26 protein-coding genes are annotated in these 19935 nt (G+C 65.2%); 16 read left to right on the top strand and 10 right to left on the bottom strand.

All coding sequences use genetic code 11. The annotated features are described in order from the left end of the window. The first annotated feature begins 22 nt into the window (after window positions 1-22). Window positions 23-313, top strand: a complete 291-nt coding sequence (locus tag ISP25_RS16625) for a CopG family transcriptional regulator (protein ID WP_404615459.1) — start codon at window positions 23-25, stop codon at window positions 311-313. Beyond that, window positions 310-492, top strand: coding sequence for a hypothetical protein (locus ISP25_RS16620; RefSeq protein WP_404615457.1), 183 nt, complete (start codon window positions 310-312; stop codon window positions 490-492). Before ISP25_RS16625 ends, ISP25_RS16620 begins: the two co-directional genes overlap by 4 nt. A 202-nt stretch (window positions 493-694) precedes the next feature. Here ISP25_RS16620 and ISP25_RS16615 read toward each other — a convergent pair whose 3' ends face one another. Further along, window positions 695-1003, bottom strand: coding sequence for a hypothetical protein (locus ISP25_RS16615; protein ID WP_404615455.1), 309 nt, complete (start codon window positions 1001-1003; stop codon window positions 695-697). 14 nt (window positions 1004-1017) lie between these two features. Continuing rightward, entirely contained in the window at window positions 1018-1671 is a 654-nt protein-coding gene (gene trhA / locus ISP25_RS16610; protein WP_192159785.1) for a PAQR family membrane homeostasis protein TrhA, read from the bottom strand. Window positions 1672-1877: 206 nt separating this feature from the next. Here trhA and ISP25_RS16605 point away from each other — a divergent pair, with 206 nt between their 5' ends. From ISP25_RS16605 to cls, 4 genes are all read left to right on the top strand, one after another. After that, entirely contained in the window at window positions 1878-2534 is a 657-nt protein-coding gene (locus ISP25_RS16605) for an energy transducer TonB (protein ID WP_404615453.1), read from the top strand. A gap of 95 nt (window positions 2535-2629) precedes the next feature. Continuing rightward, the gene (locus ISP25_RS16600) at window positions 2630-3196 is read left to right on the top strand and encodes a cupin domain-containing protein (protein WP_404615451.1); all 567 of its coding nucleotides are present in this window, start codon (window positions 2630-2632) and stop codon (window positions 3194-3196) included. A gap of 19 nt (window positions 3197-3215) precedes the next feature. After that, complete coding sequence (locus ISP25_RS16595) at window positions 3216-4592, top strand: FAD/NAD(P)-binding protein (RefSeq protein WP_404615449.1); 1377 nt, start codon at window positions 3216-3218, stop codon at window positions 4590-4592. A gap of 14 nt (window positions 4593-4606) precedes the next feature. Beyond that, window positions 4607-5986, top strand: coding sequence for a cardiolipin synthase (gene cls, locus ISP25_RS16590; protein WP_404615447.1), 1380 nt, complete (start codon window positions 4607-4609; stop codon window positions 5984-5986). 383 nt (window positions 5987-6369) lie between these two features. On the opposite strand, the gene ISP25_RS16585 is transcribed toward cls, so the two are convergent. Then, the gene (locus tag ISP25_RS16585) at window positions 6370-6741 is read right to left on the bottom strand and encodes a hypothetical protein (protein WP_192159775.1); all 372 of its coding nucleotides are present in this window, start codon (window positions 6739-6741) and stop codon (window positions 6370-6372) included. An 80-nt stretch (window positions 6742-6821) separates the two neighbouring features. Between ISP25_RS16585 and pncA the strand changes: the two genes are divergently transcribed. From pncA to ISP25_RS16570, 3 genes are all read left to right on the top strand, one after another. After that, the gene (gene pncA / locus ISP25_RS16580) at window positions 6822-7475 is read left to right on the top strand and encodes a bifunctional nicotinamidase/pyrazinamidase (RefSeq protein WP_404615445.1); all 654 of its coding nucleotides are present in this window, start codon (window positions 6822-6824) and stop codon (window positions 7473-7475) included. A gap of 40 nt (window positions 7476-7515) precedes the next feature. Continuing rightward, the gene (locus ISP25_RS16575) at window positions 7516-8424 is read left to right on the top strand and encodes an ion channel (RefSeq protein ID WP_192159772.1); all 909 of its coding nucleotides are present in this window, start codon (window positions 7516-7518) and stop codon (window positions 8422-8424) included. A 64-nt stretch (window positions 8425-8488) separates the two neighbouring features. Continuing rightward, window positions 8489-8764: a hypothetical protein gene (locus ISP25_RS16570; RefSeq protein WP_192159770.1), complete on the top strand. Its 276-nt coding sequence runs from the start codon at window positions 8489-8491 to the stop codon at window positions 8762-8764. Between the two features lie 8 nt (window positions 8765-8772). Here the strand turns inward: ISP25_RS16570 and ISP25_RS16565 are convergent, their stop codons facing one another. Both ISP25_RS16565 and ISP25_RS16560 read right to left on the bottom strand, forming a co-directional pair. After that, window positions 8773-9222, bottom strand: a complete 450-nt coding sequence (locus ISP25_RS16565; RefSeq protein WP_192159768.1) for a PIN domain-containing protein — start codon at window positions 9220-9222, stop codon at window positions 8773-8775. Beyond that, entirely contained in the window at window positions 9222-9935 is a 714-nt protein-coding gene (locus ISP25_RS16560; RefSeq protein WP_404615443.1) for an HAD family hydrolase, read from the bottom strand. Before ISP25_RS16560 ends, ISP25_RS16565 begins: the two co-directional genes overlap by 1 nt. Before the next feature lie 107 nt (window positions 9936-10042). Here ISP25_RS16560 and ISP25_RS16555 point away from each other — a divergent pair, with 107 nt between their 5' ends. Continuing rightward, the gene (locus tag ISP25_RS16555; protein WP_404615441.1) at window positions 10043-10807 is read left to right on the top strand and encodes an META domain-containing protein; all 765 of its coding nucleotides are present in this window, start codon (window positions 10043-10045) and stop codon (window positions 10805-10807) included. 25 nt (window positions 10808-10832) lie between these two features. On the opposite strand, the gene ISP25_RS16550 is transcribed toward ISP25_RS16555, so the two are convergent. Then, entirely contained in the window at window positions 10833-11207 is a 375-nt protein-coding gene (locus tag ISP25_RS16550; RefSeq protein WP_192159762.1) for a YciI family protein, read from the bottom strand. Window positions 11208-11304: 97 nt separating this feature from the next. Further along, on the bottom strand, window positions 11305-11607 hold the full coding sequence (locus ISP25_RS16545; RefSeq protein WP_404615439.1) for a hypothetical protein: 303 nt from the start codon (window positions 11605-11607) through the stop codon (window positions 11305-11307). A gap of 136 nt (window positions 11608-11743) precedes the next feature. On the opposite strand from ISP25_RS16545, the gene ISP25_RS16540 reads away from it, so the two are divergent. Further along, window positions 11744-12154, top strand: coding sequence for a DUF4087 domain-containing protein (locus ISP25_RS16540; RefSeq protein ID WP_404615437.1), 411 nt, complete (start codon window positions 11744-11746; stop codon window positions 12152-12154). Window positions 12155-12210: 56 nt separating this feature from the next. Here the strand turns inward: ISP25_RS16540 and ISP25_RS16535 are convergent, their stop codons facing one another. The 3 genes from ISP25_RS16535 to ISP25_RS16525 form a co-directional block, all read right to left on the bottom strand. Beyond that, window positions 12211-13146, bottom strand: coding sequence for a M14 family metallopeptidase (locus tag ISP25_RS16535; protein WP_404615435.1), 936 nt, complete (start codon window positions 13144-13146; stop codon window positions 12211-12213). Between the two features lie 178 nt (window positions 13147-13324). Beyond that, a complete protein-coding gene (locus tag ISP25_RS16530) occupies window positions 13325-13936 on the bottom strand; it encodes an OmpH family outer membrane protein (RefSeq protein ID WP_404615433.1) in 612 nt (203 codons plus the stop codon). A 276-nt stretch (window positions 13937-14212) separates the two neighbouring features. Continuing rightward, window positions 14213-14821, bottom strand: a complete 609-nt coding sequence (locus ISP25_RS16525; protein ID WP_404615431.1) for a CGNR zinc finger domain-containing protein — start codon at window positions 14819-14821, stop codon at window positions 14213-14215. A 66-nt stretch (window positions 14822-14887) separates the two neighbouring features. Between ISP25_RS16525 and ISP25_RS16520 the strand changes: the two genes are divergently transcribed. The 5 genes from ISP25_RS16520 (at window position 14888) to ISP25_RS16500 (ending at window position 19926) form a co-directional block, all read left to right on the top strand. Next, a complete protein-coding gene (locus ISP25_RS16520) occupies window positions 14888-16237 on the top strand; it encodes a glycoside hydrolase family 2 (protein ID WP_404615429.1) in 1350 nt (449 codons plus the stop codon). A gap of 171 nt (window positions 16238-16408) precedes the next feature. Beyond that, on the top strand, window positions 16409-17038 hold the full coding sequence (locus ISP25_RS16515) for a GntR family transcriptional regulator (protein ID WP_404615427.1): 630 nt from the start codon (window positions 16409-16411) through the stop codon (window positions 17036-17038). Between the two features lie 300 nt (window positions 17039-17338). Further along, window positions 17339-17479, top strand: a complete 141-nt coding sequence (locus ISP25_RS16510; RefSeq protein WP_192159743.1) for a benenodin family lasso peptide — start codon at window positions 17339-17341, stop codon at window positions 17477-17479. Window positions 17480-17533: 54 nt separating this feature from the next. Further along, entirely contained in the window at window positions 17534-18211 is a 678-nt protein-coding gene (locus ISP25_RS16505) for a lasso peptide biosynthesis B2 protein (protein WP_404615425.1), read from the top strand. Next, complete coding sequence (locus tag ISP25_RS16500; protein WP_404615423.1) at window positions 18211-19926, top strand: lasso peptide isopeptide bond-forming cyclase; 1716 nt, start codon at window positions 18211-18213, stop codon at window positions 19924-19926. The genes ISP25_RS16505 and ISP25_RS16500 overlap by 1 nt, the downstream gene beginning before the upstream one ends. The last annotated feature ends 9 nt before the right edge of the window (window positions 19927-19935 follow it).

The following is a 19935-nucleotide window of genomic DNA, read 5'->3' as shown; positions in this document are numbered from 1 at the left end:
CCAGAACTTTCCGAAACTCGCCATGGGCGCGACCACCATCCGCCTGCCCGACGCACTCAAGACCCGCGTTGCGGCCGCAACCAAACGTGCCGGCACGACGGTACATGGGTTCGTCCTTGACGCCGTCGCCGAGAAAGCGGAGTTGGCCGAGCGCCGCGCCGAATTCGATACCGCGGCGAAGCAGCGTTACGCCCGCATCGTCGAAACAGGCGAGACGATTTCACGGGACAAGATGCGCGGCAATCTCGAAGGCAGGATCGCCGGCAAGGCTGCGCGCCGCCCCGCACCGCGCACGCTGGCAAAACGGAAGTGAGCCGCATCAAGCCGGCGCCCGAAGTCGGCGATGACTTCGAGCACATCCTCGATCCCCTCACTTCGCACGAAGTCGCCCATGCTGCAGACCGGCGGCTGGGGATCATCGAAGCGATCGGCGTGCTCGCAAGCGATCCGCTGATCGGGGCCCAGCCATCAACGACAAGCGCGAGCTCGTGATCGATGGGGGCGTGCATGGCTACATGGGCGCTGTACCGCTACGTGGAGCGCATCGACACCGTGTTCGTGCTGGCAGTACGCGCCCAACGCGAAGCCGAATCTGCACGATAGCATCCGATCGAGCACTTCCGCGCAATCTCGCTGGGAGTTGTGGATTTGTTCGGTGTGGCGATGCTGCTTGACTAGCTGTCGTCTCGACTGCTCATAAGACCAGCAAGGTGAGCCATGCAATCACTCCCACCACTGGAACGATCACACATGCCGTGATAGCTGCCGATCGGAAAGATCGCTTGAATGCGGCAACTGCCAGCAAGAGCATCCATGTACACAAGGCAATCCAGAAGGCGACACCTGCTTTGATTTGGTATACCTGCCAAGTCGCGACGTCACCCAAACCGCTCTTGTCCATAGCTGCGTCGGTACATCTGACGAAGTACAGGAACAACGCCAGCGGACAGGCAAGCAGCAAGCTCGCCATTCCATGAAAATGCCAACGCTTGCTGTCTTGCATGGCTCTAAACCAGATCAAGGCAACACATACAACAGCACCGCAAAGTAGTGCAGCACGCTGCCGGCAAGCACGAAGGCGTGCCACAACGTGTGCTGGTACGGCAATTTGCGCCAGAGATAGAACGGCACGCCCAGCGTATAGGCCACGCCGCCGCCGATCAGCAGTGCCATGCCGCCCGCCTGCAGGTGCGCGGCCAGCGGCTTGAACGCGAGCATGCCGATCCAGCCCATGCCCACGTAGAGCAGCACGGCCAGCTTGTGCCAGCGGCGGAACCAGCCCAGTTCGAGAACGCTGCCTGCCAGCGCCAGCGTCCACACCGCGGCGAACAGGCTCCAGCCCCACGCGCCCGGCAACGCGATCAGGGTGAACGGCGTATAGGTGCCGGCGATCAGCAGGTAGATCGCGATGTGGTCCAGCGTGCGCAACAGCGGCTTGGCCGCGACCACGGGAATCGCGTGGTACAGCGTGGAGGCGGTGTAGAGCAGGATCAGCGTAACGCCGTACACCGCGCAGGCGACGACTTCGCGCGCGTCGCCGCGCGTCGCGGCGAACGCCACCAGGGTGGCGAGGCCGCCGATGCTGAGCACGATGCCCAGGCCATGCAGCAGGCTGCTGGCGAATTCGTCGCCGCGACGGTAGCGCGGCGAAGCGGCAATGGCGGTGGTCATGGCGGCTCCAGCGAGGCAATGATTCTGCGTTGCACCATAACGCGGGAGGCCTCCCCTGGCTATCGCGCCTCGTGACATTTGGCCGTCCACTTGCGCACCGCGGGGGTGCAGGCATAGGCTCAAGCCGCGTCCACGACGATCCCCCTGCATCCGCAGCGTCGCCGACGCCACAACCCAAAAACCGAAACGCTGTCAGGAGGTCGCTTATGTCGTCCGCAAGCCTGGCTGTTGCCGTTCGCCCCCAACCCGATGCCGCGCGCATCGCTGCGCTCAGTGCGGCCATCGCACTCAATCTCGCTGCCCTGTTGATCCTCACCCGCCCGTTGGCACCGCAGGCGTTGGCGTTGATGCATCAAATCACCGCCGTGCCGCAGATAACCTTCATCGAACCACCACCCGCCGTAAAGCCGCCACCGCCCATTGACCTGAAACCGTTGCCACGCGCGCCAGTCATGCCCGTGCATACGCAACCGCATCCCGCTGCTACGCCACCGGCGGCGGTGCCGACCACGGAAGGCACGCAGGCAATGCCGCCAGTGACGCCACCAAGCACAACGCCAGGCGCTGCGGACACCGCTGCGCCGATCGAAGCCACGCTGGCCTATCGTTCGTCGCCGCTGCAGTTCCCGACGCAGGCATTGCGCCGACACATGCAGGGCACGGTGCTGCTGCGTGTGCTGGTCGACAAGAACGGCGCGCCATTGCAGGTCGAGATCGAGCACGGCAGCGGCTACGCCCTGCTCGACCGCAGCGCGCGCGAACAGGTACTGGCGCATTGGCGCTTCCAGCCCGCGATGGCGGGCGGCCACGCGGTGCGCGCATGGGCCAAGGTGCCGGTCAACTTCGTGTTGAACAATTTGTGAGGTGATCAGGAACGGCCGTAAGGCATATGAATGCCTTACGGCCGTTTAACGATGCCCGTGCTCCACTGCGTCGCCGTATCCACGCCGGGTTCCGCATGGGCAAGTACATGCACAACTTGAAGACCTTGCGCGACATCGCGCTTGAATACGGCAGCGTCGAGCATCCCGACCTGGCAACCATGGCGCGCGACCTCGGCTGTGTGGTGCATGGCAACGCACCGGCGCTTTCGGCACGCCTGGCCGCCGTGCACCGCCGCGGCATCGATACCCGCGTGCTGGTCGAGCGCCGGCACCCGGCACTGCACGTGCTGGTGCGCGCATGGCCGCCCGGCGAACGCATGCCGCTGCTGGACCACGCGGGCGGCTGGGGACTGGAACTCGCTCTTCATGGTGCGCTGGAGTGGCAGTCGTACCGGCGCGACCCGCACAACGGCGAACTGGAAGCGCAAGGGCGCGACTGGCTGGGGCCGGGCGATGCCAGCTGGTTCGAGCGCGATGCCGGTCGCGCGCATCGCTGCCGCAACCTGTCGCGCCACGACACCGCATACACGTTGCACATCTACGGCGGCGAGCTGCTGAACCATCGCGACGGCAATCCGCAGCAGCCGGCGTGGATCGTACAGGCACGGCATCGCCGGCTTGCAGGCCAGCTGGCTCCCTGATTCTCCACCGGAGCAACGCATGCATCGACGTGTCGCCATCATCGGCGGCGGCGCCGCTTCCGCCGCGCTGCTCGGCGAACTGCTGGCGCGCCGCCCGCCGCAACCGCTGCACCTCGACTGGTATACCGGCGGCGGCACGCCTGCACGCGGCGTGGCTTATTCCACCGGTTCCGAGCGCCACCTGCTCAATGTGCGTGCTGCGTCGATGGGCATGTTCGCCGGCAAACCGCAGGGTTTCCTCGATTTCGTGCAGCGCGATGACCCTTCCGTTGCCGGCACCGACTTCCTGCCGCGCCGCCGCTACGGCGACTATCTCGAAGCCGAAGTGGCCCAGGCCCTGGCGTTTGGCAGACTGCACGGCCATGACGTGCAGATCGTGCCGTTCGCCGCGGACGCCGTGGTGCCGGAGACCGGCGGGGTCAGCGTGCTCCGCGGCGAGGACGTCCACCGCGTGGACGCTGCCGTGCTGGCGCTTGGCGCGTTGCCACCGCAACCGTTGGCAGGCGTAAGCGACGGCGCGCTGGCCGGTGGCCGCTACGTGGTCGATCCATGGCCGCTGCTCGCAAACCCGCCCGCCGACGTACCCGAACACGTGGTGGTGATCGGCCTCGGGCTCACCGCTGCCGATGTGCTGCTGGAGCTTGCCGCACGCTGGCCCGAGACCCGGTTCACTGCGATCTCCCGCCACGGCATGCTGCCCGAACCGCACCTGCACACCACCTCGCTGCCCGCCGAGGACAGCGCGCTGTTGGTCGAGGCGATGCAGGACGAACCCGACGTGCGCCGCTGGCTGCGACTGCTGCGCGAGGCGATTGCGCAGGAAGAAGACTGGCGCAGCGTGATCGACAGCCTGCGCCCGTATACGCCCGGGCTGTGGGCCGCGTTGCCGCTGGACCAGCGCGCACGCTTCCAGCGCCATGCCCGCTGGGCGTGGGAGCGCGCGCGCCATCGCATGCCGCCATCGGTGCATGAAGGCCTCGCCGAACTGGAGCGCTCGGGCCGCCTGCACCGCCAGCGCGGACAGCTGTATCGCGTCGATGCCGACGACGACGGTAATGGCCTGCGGCTGGAGTTGCATCCGCACGACCGCGACGCGTCGAAGATGCAGACGCTGCATGCTGGACTGGTGGTGCAATCGGTGGGCATGGACTTCGACGTCGCGGGCACGCCGCACCCGCTGATGCGCCAGTTGGTGGTGAACCGGCATGTGCTGCCCGATCCGCTGGGGCTGGGTTGCCGGGCCACGCCGCAGGGCCGCCTGCTGCACGACGGCGGCGAGTGGTCGCGGCTGTTCGCCATCGGCAGCCTGTTGCGCGGTACGCTGTGGGAATCCACCGCGATGCCGGAAATCCGCCAGCAGGCGCGCGCCGTGGCCGACCAGTTGCTGGCGGGGTAACGCACGACAACTCCATGACCCTCAGCCTGTTCGGCGATGTCGTCCTGCTCCTGCAAGTGCTCGGCATCCTCGCCGCCGCGCACGCGCTGATGCATACGCGCACGCCACAGGGTGCGATTGGCTGGGTACTGGGTCTGCTGCTGCTGCCCGCGCTTACCCTGGTGCCCTATCTGTTCCTGGGCGCCAGCCGTTTTCGCGGTTACCTCAGGCGGCATCGCGGTGCTGCGCCGCGCGAGCGGTCGGCCGGTCCATCGGAGGACGATGAGGGCCGCTACGCCGCGCTGGTGGCAATGCTTTGCCGCCCGTTCCGCGCCGGCCACCGGTTGCGCCTGCTGGTCGACGGCGACGCGGCGTTCGAGGCGATCTTCGCCGCCATCGCCGAGTCACGGCACACGCTGCTGGTGCAGTTCTTCATCTTCCACGACGACGGCCTTGGCAGGCGCATGCAGCAGGCACTGCTGGAACGCGCGGCTGCCGGCGTGCGCGTATGCGTACTCTACGACGGCGTGGGCAGCCACGACTTGCCGCGCCATTACGTGGAAACGCTGCGCGCGGGCGGCGTGGCGATCCACCCCTTCGCCACCCACCGGCTGCGCAACCGCTTCCAGCTCAACTTCCGCAACCATCGCAAGATCGTGGTGGTGGACGGCGAGCGCGCCTTCATCGGCGGCCTCAACGTGGGCGACGAATACCTGGGGCTGAAGCCGCCGCTGGCGCCGTGGCGCGACACCCACATGGAACTGGCCGGCCCCGCAGTGACCGACCTGCAGCAACTGTTCGCCGACGACTGGGAATGGATCACCGGCGCGCCGTTGCCGCTGCACCCGGCGCCGGCGCCGGATGGCAGCGCACGCGTACTGGTGGTCGCCAGCGGCCCGGCCGATCTGCAGGAAACCGGTTCGTTGTTCATCACCGCCGCGATCAACGCGGCGCGGCGGCGCATCTGGCTCGCGACGCCCTACTTCGTGCCCGACCATTCGGTGCGCGCCGCGCTGCAGCTGGCCGTCTTCCGCGGCGTGGACGTGCGTGTGCTGATCCCATCGCGACCGGACCACCATACCGTGTTCCTCGCCTCGACCATGCACGCCTATTACGCCGTGCGGGCCGGAGTGCGCCTGTTCCGCTACCAGCCCGGCTTCATGCACCAGAAGGTGGTGCTGGTGGATGACGACTGCGCCTCGGTGGGCAGCCTCAATCTCGACTCACGTTCGTTCCGGCTCAACTTCGAGGCCAATGCGCTGGTGCTGGACCGCGATTTCGCGCAACAGGTCGAGGGGATGCTGGAGCGCGACTTCGCACAGTCGCGGGAGGTGGATGCGCGCGAGTACCTCGATGCGTCCTACCTGCGCCGGGTGGCCATGCATGTGGCGCGATTGTTCGATCCGATCCTCTAAATCTCCCGCTCACCCTTTCCAGCTTGCGACATGGATGTTCCGAGTGATCGCAAGGAACAAGGCGCTTTCGAGTGCCTGCCGACGCCCGAGTCACCTCTCTTTGCTGGCCTGCATGAATCTGTATGGGCCGGAGAGAGGTGACTCAGAGAAGCGGCCTGGTTCACGCCGAAACTACCGGCAGGCCATGTCGAGAGTTCGGGAGCCGCTCCCACCTATGCGATAGACGTGACGGCCATTACGCGCCCTATCCAGAACCGAGGGTTTCCCGCTCGTCATTCCAGCGCAACCGAACACATGCGAAGTGCGCAAAACGCTCGCGAGGGCAAGCGGAGCTTGGCGCGAACCAACTCCCGGCGTCAGCTTTCGAACAAGCCCCCGATACCTCAGCTTTGCCGCCAATGCCTGCCGCACAGCAGCCATGCGATGAACACGCCTACCGCGGCGCCCACCAGTTCGCACAAGGCACGCGTGCCGATGCCGTCCGGATCGTGGACTTCGGCCAGCTTGGCCTGCAGCAGTTGCAGCGACTGCAAACGCGCGTAGTTGAAATAGAACAGGTTCCAGAAGTCCACGCGCCCGGTGAGCACCATGGCAAGCAGATACGACCAGGCGATCTGCTTCGCGTCGCTCCAGCCATTGCGCCGGCCGAGCCCGTGGAATGCGAGATAAAGCACGAAGCCAACGGCGAGGCTGATCGCGCCGGCCTCCAGACCGCCGGTCCAGCCGTATCCCATCCACGATTGGTCGTAGTTCATCGCACCCTGTTCCGTCCGCATCGAGCCCGCATTATGCCTGCGCGCTAGACTTCCGCCCTTGCCACGCACGCAGGAACGCCATGTCCTTCGCCATTACCGAACGCACTGCCCTCATCGTGGTAGACGTGCAGCCGGATTTCATGCCCGGCGGCACGCTGGCCTGCCACGAGGGCGACGCGATCGTGCCAGGCATCGACCGCCTGCTGCGCGCGCGCCGCTTCCGCCACGTGGTGGCCACGCAGGACTGGCATCCACCGGGCCACGTTTCGTTCGCCAGTTCGCATCCGGATGCCCAGGCGTTCCAACAGATCGATCTCCACGGTCACCCGCAGACACTGTGGCCGGACCACTGCGTGCAGGACACGCCGGGCGCCGCGCTGCACCCGGGCATAGCCTGGTCGACGGCCGACCTGATCCTGCGCAAGGGCAGCGACCCCCAGGTGGATTCCTACAGCGGCTTTCGCGAGAACCACGGCCCGCATGGCACGCGGGCCGCCACGGGACTCGCAGGGTGGCTGCGCGAACGCGGCGTGGACGAAGTGCTGGTGTGCGGCCTCGCACGCGACGTCTGCGTGCTGTGGACGGCGCAGGATGCCGCCGCACTGGGCTTTCGCGCCTGGCTCGCCTGGGATCTCAGCCGGCCGGTCACGCCGGACTCCGACGACGCCACCCGCTCGACCCTGCAGGCGCTAGGCATCGGCGTGGTCGACTCCACGGACGTCGGCATCGCCTAGGTTCCATACTCGCCACACTTGCCGGAACGGCGTCGCCGCAATGAACCTCAAGCATCTGCTGACCCTGTGGCGCCGTCCGCGCATCATCACCATCGGTGGCCGGCCGTTCGTCAGCCGCGGGTTGTCCCAGCGCATCTGGGACGACATCTACCACCAGGCGCTGACCATGCGCTGGCCGGTGTTCTTCCTGACCGCCGGCGCGGCTTTCCTGCTGCTCAACACGATCTTCGCGTCGCTCTACCTGCTCGGCGACCGGCCGATCGCCAACCAGTTCCCGCATGGCTTCGGCGGCGCATTCTTCTTCAGCGTGGAAACCCTGGCCACGGTCGGCTACGGTGACATGCATCCGCAGACCATCTATGCGCACTGCGTCGCCACGGTGGAAATCTTCACCGGCATGGCCTGCATCGCGGTGACCACCGGGCTGATCTTCGCGCGCTTCTCTCGGCCGCGCGCCAAGATGATCTTCTCCAACAATCCGATCGTACATACGATCAACGGCCAGCAGACGCTGATGGTACGCACGGCCAACATGCGGCAGAACGTGATCAGCGAAGCGTCCGCCCAACTGCACATGATCCGAATGGAGTCTTCGTCCGAGGGACTGAAGATGCGCAAGATCTACGATCTGAAGCTGGTACGCGACCGTCACCCGATCTTCATCCTCAGCTGGCTGCTGATGCATGTGATCGACGAGAGCAGCCCGCTGTATGGCCTCGATGCCGAAGCGATGGAGCAGACACAGATGACGCTGCTGCTGACCATCGAAGGCATCGACGAGACCACCGCGCAATCCATGCTGGCGCGCCACCAATGGCGCCACGACGAATTGCGCTGGAACCACCGCTACGTCGACCTTGTCACCGACGACGGGCACGGCCTCAACATCATCGATTACGGCGTCTTCCACGACGTGGTGCCGATGGTGGATCGCGAACCATCCGGCTAGCGCGGGTCACGGCCCGGGCACCTGGCGCGATACACTGCGTTTTCCCCACCCCGGATCCACGCCCATGGCCGAACGCGAATTCCCGGATTACACCGTGCGCTCCGGCGCCAGCCTGGAAGGCTCGCGCTACACGGCATGGCTGTGCGTGGTGCCGCACGGGCATGGATTCCCCGTGTATTACGCGATCTGCGAAAACCGCAGCTTCCGCCACCAGGATATCGCCGAGCGTGCGGCGGACGATGCCCTGGCTGCAGTGCTGGCGCTGGAAGACGACGGCGCCCCCGTGTTCCCGGACAACTACACCGGTTTTGCCGACGAGGCTCCCGCCAATCCGGCGTGAGGGCCTGCTCAAGGTCTCCCGGCGCGCGACCAGTCCAGTGGCGTGGCGATGCCGAAGCCATGATCGCGCCGCGCTCGGCGCGCCAGCTTCAAGAGTTCGTTGTCGCGGCTGAGCAGCCACTGCGCGCCGCAGGCCTGCGCCAGTTCGAGGAACTTCTGGTCGTCGGGATCGGCGCAGCGCGGCAGTGCCGGCAATGCCGGAGACGGCCTGCGTTCCATCTCCGGCAGCATGCGCAAGCACGCATCGAACGCGGCAATCGCGAGATCGCGTCGCACCGCGTCCAGCGCCAGTTGCGGATAGCCGAGCACCTTCAGCCATTCGTCGCGGCAGACCGCGTCGGTCACCGCCTCCACCGTCCCGGCACGCAACGCCTCGCGCAAAGCCAGGCACTGCGCATCGCCGAACACGAACAGGTCCAGGCAGACGTTGGTGTCCAGCACCAGGCGCGGCGGCTGCATCAGGCCAGCGCATCCAGTTGCGCCAGCGCGGCAGGGATTTCCGAAGCCTCCGCCACCTCGCGCATGCGCTGCGCATCCTGGGCGCCCAGCCCGTTCTCCAGCTCGTGCGCCCAGGTCACGTGGTAGGGCATGTGTACGCCCCAGCCACCGAGGCGCAGCACCGGCTCGATGTCCGAGCGCAGCGAATTGCCGACCATGGCGAACTCGTGCGGCGCGATGCCGAACTCGTCCAGCAGGCGCCGGTAGGTAGCCGTGTCCTTCTCGGAAACGATCTCGATACGGCGGAACAACCCGGCGAGTCCCGATTCGGCCACCTTCTTTTCCTGATGGAAAAGATCGCCCTTGGTGACCAGCACCACCGCGTGCGTTTCGGCGACCGCCGATACCGCTTCGCGGATGCCGGGCAGCAGTTCCACCGGATGCTGCAGCACGCGTTTGCCGATCTCGACGAGGCGATGGATGTCGCGCGCGCCGATACGGCCATCGCTGAGCACGATGGCGGTTTCCACCATCGACAACGTCATGCCCTTGGCGCCGTAGCCGAACAAGGCGAGGTTGCTGCGCTCGGTGGCTAGCATGCGCGCATGCACCGCACTGTCGGCAAGGTCGGCGTAGTTGCCCACGATGGCGGCAAACTCGGCGCTGGCCTCGCGGTAATAATCCTCGCTGCGCCACAGGGTGTCGTCGCCGTCGAAACCCACCACCTTCAGCATGGTCGCCTCGCTGTGCCTGAATCGCGGAGAAGCGCCGCATTATCCGCGACATCGCCAGGGCATGGCGCATGGCCTAAGCTCGCGCCATTCCCTGCGTGGAGAACGCCATGCGCCGCCATCTGCCGTTGCTGCCGCCTCTCGCCGTCGCCCTCGCCATCTGCGCATCCGCGCCGCCCGCCAAGGGCGCGACCATGCCGGACGACACCCCGCCGGATGCCACGCTGCTGGCCAGCTACCACTGGCAACTGGCGTTGGCCACCGACCAGGGCGGCCAGCGCATCAATGCCTTGTTCGTGCGCCCGGGCAAGCCGGTGCAGCTCGACTTCGTCGACGGTCGCCTCAGCGTGCGCAATGCCTGCAACGGCATGGGCGGCAGCTATCGGATCGAGGACGGCCGACTCATGGTCGGTCCGATGATGCACACCATGATGGCCTGCCGCGAGCCGGGACTGAACCAGTTGGACGGCCTGATCGGCCAGCGCCTCGCAAGCCACCCCGTCATCGTGGTGACGAAAAACGGCGACATGCCGCAACTGCAATTGCGTACCGCCACCGGCGACACGCTGGACTTCACCGGCGTGCCCACTGCCGAAACCCGCTACGGCGGCCCCGGCACTCTCGCGTTCCTGGAGGTGGCGGCGCAGACCGTGCCTTGCCAGCAGAGCCAGGCCTGCCTGAACGTGCGCGAGGTCCACTACGACACCAGCGGCCTCAAGACCGGCACGCCCGGCGATTGGCATGCGCTGCCAGCCATCGAGGGCTACACGCATCAGGACGGCGTGCACAACATCGTGCGCGTGAAACGTTACTCCAGCAGCAATGCGCCTGCGGCCTACGTGCTGGACACGGTGGTGGAGACCAGCATCCCGTAACCGGGACGACGCGGCACAGCGATGGTCACGCGCCCACGCGCCGGCGCACCGCCTCGAAATCGCGCAAGGCACGCACTTCGATGCAGCCCGTCTGCGCCCATGGCAGCTCGGCAGCCATCCGGATCGCCTCCTCTTCGCTGTCCGCCTCGACCAGATTGAAACCGGCGAGGTATTCCTTGGTTTCCGCGAACGGGCCGTCCAGCACCACGGTCTTGCCCAGCCGGGTGCGCACCGACTTCGCGGTGGCCGGCGCCTCCAACTGCTGCGCATCGAGCAGCCGCCCCTCGGCGCGCAACTCGTCCGCGTGGGTGATGCAGGCATGCATGCGCGTGTCGAACTCGCCCGGCGGCAGGGCGTCCAGCAAGGCGTCGTCGCTGTAGACCATCAGCAGGAATTTCATGGTGCTCTCCGTGATCCGGGGGCGCCGATCTACCAGTCCGTCGACATCGGCGGCATCGGCGATCGGCCGCGTTTGCGTGAGTTGCCTCGGAAGCAGGCTAGGTGCGGTGACCCAAGATGATGGCATAACCCAGGTACAGCACCGTGGCAGCCAGCGGCATCGCATACCACCCATACGACGCCGCACTGCCGCCGTGCCGATACAGGTACACCACGATGGCCGCGCTCAACCCGCACAGCGACGGCAGCAGATAGATCGACAGGTTCAGGATGCCGAGCTGGAGCTTGCCCAGCTGGCTGCCATTCGCGACGCCGGCCGCGGAGAAAACGACGAGCATGAACAGGAAGTACGCCAGCAGCAGCTGTGCAATCGTGCCAAACAACGTCCATCCGAACGACATGCCTGCCTTCCTCCATATCTCCGGGTGCCCCGGATGGTCATTCAAGTATGCCCCGAACCTCGACATGCGCCGCCGCTGGCTCCCGTGGCCATCTTCCCCCGCTATGCTCACGCCCGGCCCTGTCCGGAGGACGTCCATGCGCCAGCTGTCGACTCGTCGCGTCATCATGCCCGTCGTCATCCTGCTGTCCGGACTCGCCCTGGCACCAGCCATCGCAGCAAGCTCGCAACAGCTGCAGCGACGCTGCGGCTGGTTCGAGAACCCCACGCCGGGAAACGCCAGCCTGACCGATCGCGACGGCACCTGGATCATCGCCACGCAAGGCGGCCATCAGGCGAAGGGCGACTGGCCCGAGTTCGGCGACGCACAATGGGTCGAGACCAACAGCGGCCACCACGGCTACGGTTGCGCCTGCCTGTCCATGCAAGCCGACCTGCGTACCCGCAGCGTGCAGCTGATCCGCAAGGCGACGGCGGAGCCGCTGACCGTCTGCCGGCGCGACAAGTCGCTGAATGAGCCCGCGCAGGGTCCGGACATCACGAACTGAGTCATCGGGCATCCACGACGTGGAAACCAGCCGACTGTGTTCCGCCCTCGTTGCCGTTAGGCGGAAGCCTTTGCCGGATACGCCAGCGCGTAGTCGATCGCCGCACGCACAGCCGCGGCCTGCGCGTCGTTGCACTGCGCGGGCGTGGCACGCGGGCTGTCCGGGTAGACCTCGGTAGTGGTGCGGTAAGGCGCATCGGTGATGCCGGCGCACAGGCCGAGCTTGCGGCAGTCGTACTCGATCACGCCATGCGCCACCACCGGCGAGCCGATGATGGTGCCGTCGGGATCAGCCGGCGCGATGTGGGTGACCTTCGCCACCTCGGCGATCACCGCCTGCTGGAAGTCCGGCTCCGGCCGCGCGCTGTCCGCGCACAGGTAGAAGCCGTCCGGAATGGTGCCTGGCTGGAATGGCTTGCCGTCGCGCGCGGCCAGCGCGGGGCGGTATTCGCTCTCGTCGGTGTCGGTGGTCTCATGCAGGTCGATGTGCATGCACGCCGTGTCGCGCAACGGCGAAAGCAGGCGCCACAACGCAGCGGACTCCTGCGCCGGGCTGTCCGCACGGAAATTGCGGTTGGGATCGAGCGCATCCGCGTTCCAGCGATGGATGCGCTCGTAGCCCCACGGACTCACGCAAGGCACGGCCAGCAGGTTGATGCGCCCTTCGTAGCGGGCTGCATCGTGTTCGAGAAATTGCAAGGCACCATGCACGCCACTGGTTTCGTAGCCGTGCACGCCACCGGTGAGCAGCATCACGGGCAGCGCTTCGTTCCAGTCGCGGCTCTTCACGAAGAACAGCGGGTAGCTTTCCGGCGAATACTCCAGCCGGCCGTATTCGGCCACCTCGAAGTTCGCGCGCAACGCCATGATGCGGTCCTGCACTTCATCCCCGTAACTGCGCAGACGGCGCTGCCATGTGCGCCACTCGGCAACTTCAGCCGCCCCCCAGGGTTGGCCGGGCGTACCGATGGGATAGAGGGCATTTGCGATCATGAGGCGCTCCACGGCGTGGGTTGGTCGACAAATCTAGCACCGGGGCCGCATGCTGCCGGCAGTTGTGCGCGATTCCGCGCCCATCGCACCGTCCCCTCATGGTGGTAGCGCAGACAAAAAGAATGGCCGCCGCACACAGTGCGACAGCCATCCGGTTTCGCTGCATCGTCGCTGGCGCTTACTTGCCGGTATTAGCCGGCAGCGGTTCCAGGTTGAAATTGAGCGTGGTGATCCTGCCGTCCAGACCGCTCACCACTTCGGGCGTGAGGTCATTGGTGGTGTTGCCGCCCAGCACGGCGTCGCGGTTCAGCAGCAGGCCGCAATGGTGGCTGCTGTATGTGCTGTTGACGATGGGCTGCGCCTGCTGGCCGATCTGCTCCATCACCTTGCCGCGGGTCAGCTGGATGCGCTGGTTGAGCTCATCTTCCTGTGCCTTGAGGGTCTGCATGCGCTGCTGCAGCGCCTGGCCCTGCTGCTGGCGCTGCGCTTCGGTCAACGAGGCAGCCTTCTGCTGGAACGCCTGGATGTCTGCGTCCAGCGGCTTGCCCTGGGCTTCCAGCGACTGCTGCTGCTGCTGCGCCAGCGACTTCAGGTGATCGCTCGCGGCCTGACCCACCTTGGACTGCGCGAACACCGCCTCGCGCGAGAGCATGCACACGCCCGGCACCGCGTTGCCACCCAGCGGGTTGGCGGCGGGGGCGGCAGCGCCCTGCGCCGACGCGGCAGGGGCGAAGGAAAGGCCGGTAGCGGCAGCCAGCGCGGCGACAAGCAAGGTGCGGTGCAGATTCATGGGTAGTATCCGATGGCAAGGTTCAAGGATGCCGAGGGCTGCGATGGCCCACGGCGAACCGCAATCCTACTAGGGCAGAGCTGTCTGCGGGATAGCTGCGCTCAATAGTCCTCACCATGAAGGGAAGTACCGCCATCGCTCACTGCGCGGGCCTGCCACGGGGGAGCGAAAGAACTTGAAGAGGCAGCCCTCTTGACCGCCTTGGCAAGAACCCGGCCTGTTGGCGGCCAGACAGCAATCCGCTCGCCTGCGAGCACCGGGATCAGCAGCCGTTTGTCAGTCTTGGCGATAACGCCGCATCTTGTCGGCGGTACCGCAAGTTTCCATGGCGCACCAGCGGCGTCGTTGATTCTTGCTGGTATCGAGGAACAGCCAGCCGCACGAAGCGGTATTGGCGCAGCGACGAAGCCGCGAGGCGGCAGGATCGCCAAGCAAGTCCAACGCATCGAGCGCGATGCGCTTCAGCGGCAACCGCGCGTCACGGGCATCAGCGCGCCAATGCAGCCGAGCGTCCGCGCCGAGCGACTGTCCGGCCCAAGCCAGATGCAACCAGTGGTCGAGGCCACGCACGGCACTCGCAGGTAGCCTCAGACCATCGATCCGCGCGGCGAACAATGCATGCAAGTGATCACGCAGGGTCGCCACCTCGCGCATCAATGCGGTGCGTTCGCGCGCGGCGCGCGGCACAGGGATGCCTTCGTCCACATGCAGCGCTCCGCTGCGAGCACACCATTCGATGAAGCGTCGCGGCTCCTGCAGGTAGTCCTCGATCTGCACCGCATGGCGGTCATGGATGGTGTTGACGAAATCCAGGCACAACCGCCCGCCATCCAAGCGGATGGCGGCAACCGGCCGTGGCGTCAGATGACCGTGCGCGGGCGACATGCGGGATTGCCTTAGCCTTCAGACTGCGATCCCAATGCTACTATCTAAGTGATTTTCAACAGTAGCTTGCTGGCCGGCATCGAAATCCTGCGACGAGGTCATTGCAGAATGTCCCAACCGATAGCGACGGCACCGTCGATGGACGCGCCCCAACGCAAGCTCATCGTCGGCATCGTCATGGCAACGCTGGCAGCCCTGGCCATCGTGATCGCCGATCTGGCAAGCGGCGGCCGACCCGATCCGCCGGCGCTGCGCGCCTCCGCCATCCTGCTCGACGGCACCTGGCGATTCCACATCGGCGACGACTCGCGTTGGGCCGCTGCCGGCACCGACGACAGCGGCTGGGAGACCGTCGACATGACTGCCCTGCCGGGCAGCCACGACGGCGACGTGGGCCTGCCCGACTACGTGGGCGGCTGGATGGCGCACGGCCATTCCGGCTATCACGGCTACGCCTGGTACCGGCGCACGGTAACCGTACCGGCCGGACGCGCGTCGTGGGACATCCTCGGACCCAGCCTCGTCGAAGATGGTTACGAACTGTATTGGAATGGCCGGTTGCTGGGCGGATCGGGCCGGCTCGGCGGGACGCCGCGCGTCGTCGGCACGCGGCCGCTGCAGTTCGCCCTGCCTGCCGATGCGGCAGGCAGCCGCGGGGTGCTCGCGGTCCGCACCTACATGGATCCAAGCTCGGCGGCCAGCCCCGACGGCGGCGGCATGCATACCGCTCCCATGCTGGCTCCTCGTCCCGTCAGCGACGCACTGCACCGCGTGCAATGGGAACGGACCATCGCCGGCTACATCGTCGAGGTGGTCGAACCGATCGCCATGCTGGCGCTTGTCGGCCTGGCGATCGGGTGCCGGTCGCGCAGCCGCCGCAGGGGCTTCCTGTTCTTCGCCGGCATTGCGCTCGCGCTTATGGCAGCCGCGCGCCTCAACAACGCGATCGTCGCGTGGACCGATCTGGAAGGTCTGGCCACCTATGCGTGGCTGGCGTCGGTGATGTGGATACCGACAGTGGCCGCCTGGACATGCGCGTGGAACCGCTGGTGCCCACGTCTGTGGTCAAGCGTCGATGCAGCGGCGCTGGCACTGGCAGTCGTCGGAATGATCGGCGTGGCGATCCACTCGGCGAGCTGGACCGGCGCCAGCCGGCTGGCCTCGATCGCGCTGTTCGTCGTGATCGGCGTGCGCATCGCCCGTGGCGGCGCGATGCGCGTCCTGGCGCTCGTCACGCTGGCCGCGATCATGGCCGCGCTGTTCGGCGGCGAACTGCTCGATACGATCGGCATCCCGGGCATCTGGTTTCCGTTCGGCATCGGTGTGTCGCGTACGCAGTACGTCTACGCGATCGCCATTCCGCTGCTGGGCTTTCTGATCGTGCGAACACTCTTTTCAAAGAGAGCGCATCGATAGGCCAGCGTTGCGCTTGCGCGATTCCACAGCGAGCCAGCGGCGTAGCGGGGTTGGCTGCGCATGCCTTCGTCTGCACTTTCCGTCAAACGAAAGTCGAAATATCTTGCGAAACGCCGGATCCGTGTACCATCCGACCGAGGAGTCAACCATCCGCAGACATGGAGTCAAGCTATGGATGCGATCCACTCCAAGAGCGCATTTGTCTACGAACAGGTCCGGCGTGCCCTGCGCTCAGGACGCTACGCACCCGGGCAACGGATTGATCCGACCGGGCTCGCCACAGAGTTCAAGACCAGCCCTACGCCGGTTCGATTTGCCCTGTACCGCCTGGTCGGTGAAGCGCTGGTCGTTGACCATGCCCGCGGCGGACTGCATGTTCCGTTGCTCACCGAAGTCGGCATGCGCGACCTCTATGACTGGATGGAACGCCTGCTGCTGATGGCATGCGATATCGGTGCAGCACCGGCGGCACGAAAAGCAGAGCGGCTGGAGCCTGTGTCTGCCGACAGCGATCTGGTCAAGTCGACGTGGCAATTGTTCGATGCGATCGCGCGCGCAACTGCCCACCGATCCCTGCACCATGCCGTAAAGCAGGCCAACGACCGACTGGCGCCAATACGTCGCGCCAAGCAGGGATTGCTCGGGCACGGTTTCGAAGAACTCTCGGAATTGGACCGGTATTGGCAGACACGCGATATCCCGTCGCTAAAATCCGCGCTGCGCGATTATCACGAACGCAGGAAGAAAATCGTTCCGCGCATCGTGGCGTTGCTGAATGACCGCAGCGATTACCTGCACTAAACAACATCCCATCCCATGCTCTTGTGGATCGTTGTGTCGCGGAAAGGCATAGGACGACCCCGGGCATTGAAGATGCTTCCATTGCTTGCATATGAAAGACGATGCGACGCCTTGGTCAGACCACTCCGGCGCATGCCAACCGAAGAAGCATCAAGGCAGAATCCGCCGTAAGGAGGACAGCCATCACGCCTCCGGAATAATCATCGTCTGACAGAGAAATAATCATTTGAAAATCAAAATTCCCGGCTCCTACGCTGCATGCGTCATGGAATTGCCATGACGCGACTGCAGGAGACTGAGATGAACACAAACGAAAACATCGACACCACCGCGTCGGAAGACGTCACCGTGCTGGGCATCGCCAGCGTCGAAACCCAGGGAGGCCCGCTGACGAACGAAGTCATTGGCGGCTTCAGCCCCGCGGGAATTTCTCAGGACTGAGTCCAAGGGACGCGCCCCGCCGGGCGCGTCCCTTCTCCTTCGAGGGATATGGGCATGACCCGCTACGTGTTGCGTGACGATCTTTCGTACTGCAGGGTCGACGATAGGCTGGTCTTTCTGGACGTCGGCGATGATCGGTACTTCCAGTTGCCATTCCTGATGGAACAGGCGCTGGTTGCCTACCTGGATGGAGCTGAGTGTCCCGGTCCGGACATAAGCACATTGGTGGAACGCCGCATCCTCGTTGAACCATTGCATCCGATGACTGGCGACAGTCCAAGCATCGAGCCCGTCATTCGCAGCGCCATGGAAGCATCGCTTCCGTCGCGGAAACTTCGCGTCTCAGAGCTGATGGAGGTTTTCGCAATCGTCCTGATCACACGGATAAAGCTGAAGATTTCCACGCTCAAGAACCTCCTCGACGGCCTTGCAGCTGAAAGGCGCATCCAGACCGCGGGCACTGGGGCGCTTGCAGAATTTTCGGAGCGACGACTCTCTGAAGCAGCCGCCATATTCCGTCGTGCACGCCTTTATGTACCGATTGAGATGTGTTGCCTGTTGGATTCCGTCGCGATGACGAAATTCCTGCTCAGAAGGCGGATTCATGCGCATGTCGTGTTCGGAATCGCTCTGGATCCCTTCTCCGCACACTGCTGGGTGCAGGTGGATGACATCGTCTTGAACGATACCGTGGGCAATGCCATCACGCACACGCCGATACGGATCGTGTGATGTACCGATACATCGCATTGCTCGACGGGTGTGGCCGGAGAGAGGATGGCGCATGTATCGATGAGAGACTGCAGGAGCTCGGGCTTCGCCACAAGCTGGCCTTGGGGTGTATCGACCTGTATGCCGATGGAGACACACCCGTACTCTCTCTTGCATCCGTTGGCGCGCTGGTCGGACATGCCTTTCCGCGCGCGGATGGAAGTTCGGATTTGTCCCGCCTTTCCTCCCCACGCCGACTCGTCGATTTCTTCGTCGACAATTTCTGGGGCGAATACTTGCTTCTGCAGCCATCCGGACGCGATTCGGATGCCGCGACGGTCATGCGCGATCCGTCTGGCGGTGTCGACTGCGTCTACTCGCCCAGCAAGCGCTTCATCACCTCGGACATAACGATCGCGGAGCGATCGGGTCTGTACAGCAGGGCAATTGACTGGGATTTCATCGGCGGCAACCTGATCTACCCGCACCACAAGGCCGGGCGCACCGGTCTTGCCGGTCTGCGCGAACTGCTGCCGGGTTGCCAACTCCACGTACGGGGAAACCGGTATTCCTTGGAGCAAGCGTGGTCGCCATGGCCATTCGTCGCTCCATCGCGCAGACATCGCGACAGGCTTGAGGCTCAAGCCGACGTTCGAAGTGCGGTGTCATCCACGGTGAAGCGCTGGGCCGAGACGGATCAATCCCTTCTGCTTGAGCTGTCCGGAGGACTGGACTCCTCCATCGTCGCCACCTGCCTGCAAGACGCGAACGCACGCGTGGCATGTTGCAATCTGGTCACGCCCGTACCCGGTGCCGATGAACGAAGGTACGCGTCACTGATGGCGGATGTGCTGGGCGCGGAACTGCATGTCGAAAGACTGGGCTTCGACGAAACGCAGCCCGGCTTCCGGATTCCAGCGCACGCGGTAGCACCGAGCACGTGGTTCCTGCAGCATGCGGCCAATGAATTGAACGAGGCGTTCGGCAAGCGGCTTGACATCAACAGCTTCTTCTCCGGCGGTGGCGGCGATACCGTCTTCTGCTACACACGAACCGCCGCACCGGCAGCCGACGCGCTCAGGGAACGTGGAACGATTGCCGGCATCCGTGCGATCCGCGATCTCGCCGAAATCCACCAATGCACTTTCTGGAAGGCAGGCAGGCTGTCCCTCAGGAAACTGCTCGCTCGGCCGAAGCCTCCGCGAAGGCCGGACATGTCATTCCTGTCCACCAAGCCAGCGCCAGTGATGCTGGAACCCCATCCCTGGTTTGAGGCGCCCGACGACGCGTTGGCTGGCGATCGGGAACGCATCTTCGACCTGGCCGGCACCCAGGTCTTCAGGGACGGGCTGGCGCGCGGCGCGAAGTGGCATCTGCGAATGCCTCTGCTGTCCCAACCCGTCGTGGAAGCCTGCCTCAAGGTTCCAAGCTGGATGTGGATAACCGGAGGCCGGAATCGAGCCGTGGCCCGTGACGCGTTTGCGGATCTGCTTCCCTCCGAAATTCTGCATCGACGCAGCAAAGGAAGCTTCATGAACTACTCCGGCGCGGTCTATCGCCGGAACAAGCGCCTGTTCCAGGATTACCTCCTGACTGGCCAGCTCGAAGGACAAGGCCTTCTCGACACCGACTCCCTCCGGCAATTCTTCGACCGCGACCTGGCCTCGCGAGACGACAGGTTCATGCGGATATTCGACCTGTGCGCTGTCGAGAACTGGATCCGACATCAAACCTGAAAGTCATGC

The sequence above is a fragment of the Rhodanobacter hydrolyticus genome (genome assembly GCF_044904645.1).
The sequence above is the reverse complement of the archived record's forward strand: the minus strand, read 5'-3'. Positions and strand labels throughout refer to the sequence as shown.